General features: G+C 61.8%; 3 protein-coding genes and 2 pseudogenes. 4 read left to right on the forward strand and 1 reads right to left on the reverse strand.

Going from position 1 to position 3646, the window contains the following annotated elements; all coding sequences use genetic code 11:
* Positions 1 to 530: pseudogene (locus V7050_RS19530) on the reverse strand (IS3 family transposase); the annotation flags it as partial.
* Positions 531 to 977: 447 nt separating this feature from the next.
* Between V7050_RS19530 and tnpB the strand changes: the two are divergent.
* The 4 genes and pseudogenes from tnpB to V7050_RS19550 form a co-directional block, all read left to right on the forward strand.
* Positions 978 to 1184, forward strand: coding sequence for an IS66 family insertion sequence element accessory protein TnpB (gene tnpB / locus V7050_RS19535; RefSeq protein WP_324411084.1), 207 nt, complete (start codon positions 978 to 980; stop codon positions 1182 to 1184).
* A gap of 127 nt (positions 1185 to 1311) precedes the next feature.
* On the forward strand, positions 1312 to 2760 hold the full coding sequence (gene tnpC / locus V7050_RS19540) for an IS66 family transposase (protein ID WP_324411086.1): 1449 nt from the start codon (positions 1312 to 1314) through the stop codon (positions 2758 to 2760).
* Between the two features lie 269 nt (positions 2761 to 3029).
* Positions 3030 to 3481, forward strand: a pseudogene (locus V7050_RS19545) (IS110 family transposase); the annotation flags it as partial.
* On the forward strand, positions 3441 to 3646 hold a 206-nt coding region (locus tag V7050_RS19550), incomplete at its 3' end, for a hypothetical protein (RefSeq protein ID WP_324411088.1). The pseudogene V7050_RS19545 and the gene V7050_RS19550, both read left to right, overlap by 41 nt.

Here is a 3646-nt window from a genome sequence, read left to right on the forward strand (position 1 = left end):
GTGACCTGATGCCTAAAACCGCGTTTCCTTCCCGAGCTAGGACGTTATCGCTGACGACGCAAGCGGGCTTTCCGTAGATCCGCATCAGCGCATCCAGCATCTCGGGCTACACGGGCGCCCGAGATGCTGGTGTCGGCGATCAGGCACAGGTTCTCCCTGCAGCAATCGTCGATCACCGCCAGAATGCGGAACTTGCGCGAGGCGCCAAAGCTGTCGGCCAAAAAGTCGAGCGACCAGCGGGCGTTGGGATGCGCCGCCTCCGGCATCGGCGTGCGTGACCCACGGGCCCGCTTGCGCCCGCGCCGTCGCTTCACCGACAGTCCCTCCTCTCGGTAGAGCCGATAGAGCTTCTTGTGGTTCATGATCATTCCCTTGCGCTCGAGCAGAATGCCGATCCGGCGATAACCGAACCGGCGCCGCTTCCCGGCGATCTCCTTCACCTCCTCGCGGATCTCTGGACAGTCCGGCGGGCGAGTGCGCCGGACCGTCTTGGGATCGACACCGACAAGCTGGCAGGCCCGCCTCCTGCTCCTTGAGCATCCCGATTATCTGCGTCTCGGTGAAACGGCTTTTCCTCATTTGTCTGCTCCTTCGCGGTTCAGCAGACTCTACATCGGACTGAGGGATCTCGCGGGGGACAGGTCACTTGGCGTATCTCGAACACGCTGGAGCAAACTTCTGCGTCGAGGTGCTGAACGAGGCGATCCACAAGTTCGGCCGGCCCGAGATCGTGAACACAGATAGTCATACGGGTGATATCAGTTCCGGGATGGTTGTAAGCGCCGTGTTGACCCCACCTTCCTGCTGAACTTGTAAGCTGCGATGCGCCCCCGTGTGGAGATTCGCACGGGAGGCGTCAGTGGGTGTCCATCGGGAGCGCAGCATGGAGGCCGCTGGGTTTGTGGAGCTGCTGGCGGCGCCTGCAGCCAAGCGTCGATGGTCTGACGAGGCGAAGGGCCGGATGGTGGCGGAGACGCTTGTGCAAGGACCCGTTCACCGGGACGGTCTTCGTGTTCAAGGCCAGGAAGGCGGATCGTCTGAAACTGCTCTACTGGGACGGCACGGGTCTGATGATGGCTTACAAGCGGCTGGAAGAACACAGCTTCACCTGGCCCGCCGTCAAGGACGGGCTGATGCTGATGAACCATGCCGAGTTCGAGGCGCTGTTTGCAGGGCTCGACTGACGGCGGGTTCGGGCCATCGGGGCGAGGGCTCCCGAAGCGGTGGAATGACGTGATCTGCCCTGCGGCAGGATGACTCGGTCTGTGCTTTCGGAGGGCATCGGAAAGGCCGAGGTGGTAGACCCACGCCATGCCGAAGGCCACTGATCTGCTTGAAGAAATTGCTGCGCTGAAGGCGATGCTGATCGCCGCAGACGCGCGCGACCAGCGCAAGGACGAACGGATCGCGCGGCTGGAAAAGCTGATCGCGGCCTTCAAGCAGGCGGCCTTCGGACGACGATCGGAGAAGAGCGATTCGGACCAGTTCGAACTGGCGCTGGAAGATCTGGAAACGGCCATGGCCGTGATCCATGCCGAAGAGGACGCCGAGGATCGGGCGACCAAGGGCCCCGTGAAACCGCGTGCTGCCAATCGCGGATCGCTGCCGAAACACCTGCCGCACAACGAAGAGATCATTGAGCCGGGCGGCCTGACCTGCGCCTGCAGCGGCTCTCTGCACTGTATCGGCGAGGACGTCTCGGAACGGCTCGATATCGTCCCCGCCCAGTTCCGCGTCATCGTGACTCGCCGACCGAAGTATGCCTGCCGGTCTTGCACCGACTGCGTGGCCCAAACCCCCGCACCGGCGCGGCTGATCCCGGGAGGGATGCCCACCGAGGCCACAGTCGCCCATGTGATGGTTAGCAAGTATGACGATCACCTGCCGCTCTACCGCCAGGCCCAGATCTACAGCCGTCAGGGCGTCGATCTCGACCGCTCCACCCTTGCCGATTGGGTGGGCCGCGCCGACTTCGAACTCCGCCCAGTCCATGAGGCGTTGATGGCGGATCTGAAGCGGTCAACCATCAACGCCTCATGGACGAGAGACGCGCCCAGGTCCTCGATCCGGGGGCACGGAAGACGAAGACCGGATACCTCTGGGCGCTGGCCCGCGACGACCGACCTTGGGCGGACCTCACCACCGGGTGTGGTCTTCACTTGTGCCCCCGGTTGTGGCGGGCAGTATGCCGAGCGGATATTGCATGGCTTTGACGGCATCCTGCAGGTGGATGGATATGCCGGATACAACAGCCTGATCGCTGCGGACATAATCGGTCCGGGCATCCATCTCGCCTATTGCTGGGCCCATGCCCGCCGCAAGCTGATCGAGATCACCCGCACCGGTGCCGTACCGATTGACGAGGAGGGCGTGGCCCTCATCCGCGATCTCTACGCCACCGAGGCCGAAATTCGCGGCAGTGACCCCGTCACCCGACTGGCCGTCTGGCAGGATCTCTCCGCCCCGATCATCGCTCGCATCGACGACTGGCTGGCCCACCTCCGTGCCCGTGCGTCGGCAAAATCGCCCTTGGGCGAGGCGCTCGCCTACATCGCCATGAACCGCAAGAATGCTCTCTTCGCGGGCCACGACGCCGGAGCCGAGAACTGGGCCGTCATCGCCTCGTTGACCGAGACCTGCAAAATGAACAGTATCGATCCCGACGCCTGGCTGTCCGCCATGCTCACAGCTATCGTCCAAGGCCACAAGCAGAGCCAGATCCACGATCTGCTCCCGTGGAATTACGCCATCACCGTGTGATCGGGACACCGCTTACGGATGGTTGGACTCAAACATCGATCGACTATTCGCTGGCTGGTGCCGCATGGTTTCCCGGCGCGATCTGACTCTCACTCCGATCGACCTGACACGTGTCTTTCCCTAGACCTGTCGATCATCCGGGAACGTCTTGCGGCCAGCTTGTCTCAGTGATGCTGCCGTGACCCAAGAAGGGCCTGATCATCCGGTCTCATGGTTGTCCTTTCCCTGCATTCGTTGAGGCGATGCTTGTTCTCTTGCCGCAGGGCAGGATGAGAAAATGGTCGAAAACCAAGAAACACCTCACGTCGTCGGAGGCGCAGACAGACACCCACAAGGATTTACATGCTGCTGCTGTCGTAGACCAATACGACCATGTGCTCGGCACCGAGTGCTTTCCCACGACCCGTGATGGCTATCGCTTGATGTTGATCTGGGTGCGGTTTTTCGGGAATCTGCAATGCGTCGGCATCGAATGTTCCGGCAGCTATGGCGCAGGGTTGCTGCGCTATTTGCAGACAGCTGGCGTTGAAGTTCTGGAGGTGGTCACTGCCCCCGACAAACACGAGCGCCGTCGTCGCGGGAAGAACAGCGACTTCGATGCAGCAAGTGCGGGCCGATGCCGCCTTTGCCGAACGGTGCAGTATCACACCTAGGAGCCGTGACGGTATGGTCGAAAGCCCATGTTCAAGTGGTTTGCCGAAAGACAGCCGTTCCGGCGCGCCTCACTTGGGCGACATCTTCAGCGCCGTACTGATCGCACTAACAGAGACGCCGTTCGCTCGTTTCCAGACGATCTGATGGCGCTCCTGATCAGTCAGTCTGCGACGGTGCCCCATGTGAAGTATACGTTCCTATTTCTTGCCAACTTCGTACAAGCCCGCCTTCT

Source organism: Amaricoccus sp., assembly GCF_036846665.1.
GTDB lineage: Bacteria > Pseudomonadota > Alphaproteobacteria > Rhodobacterales > Rhodobacteraceae > Amaricoccus.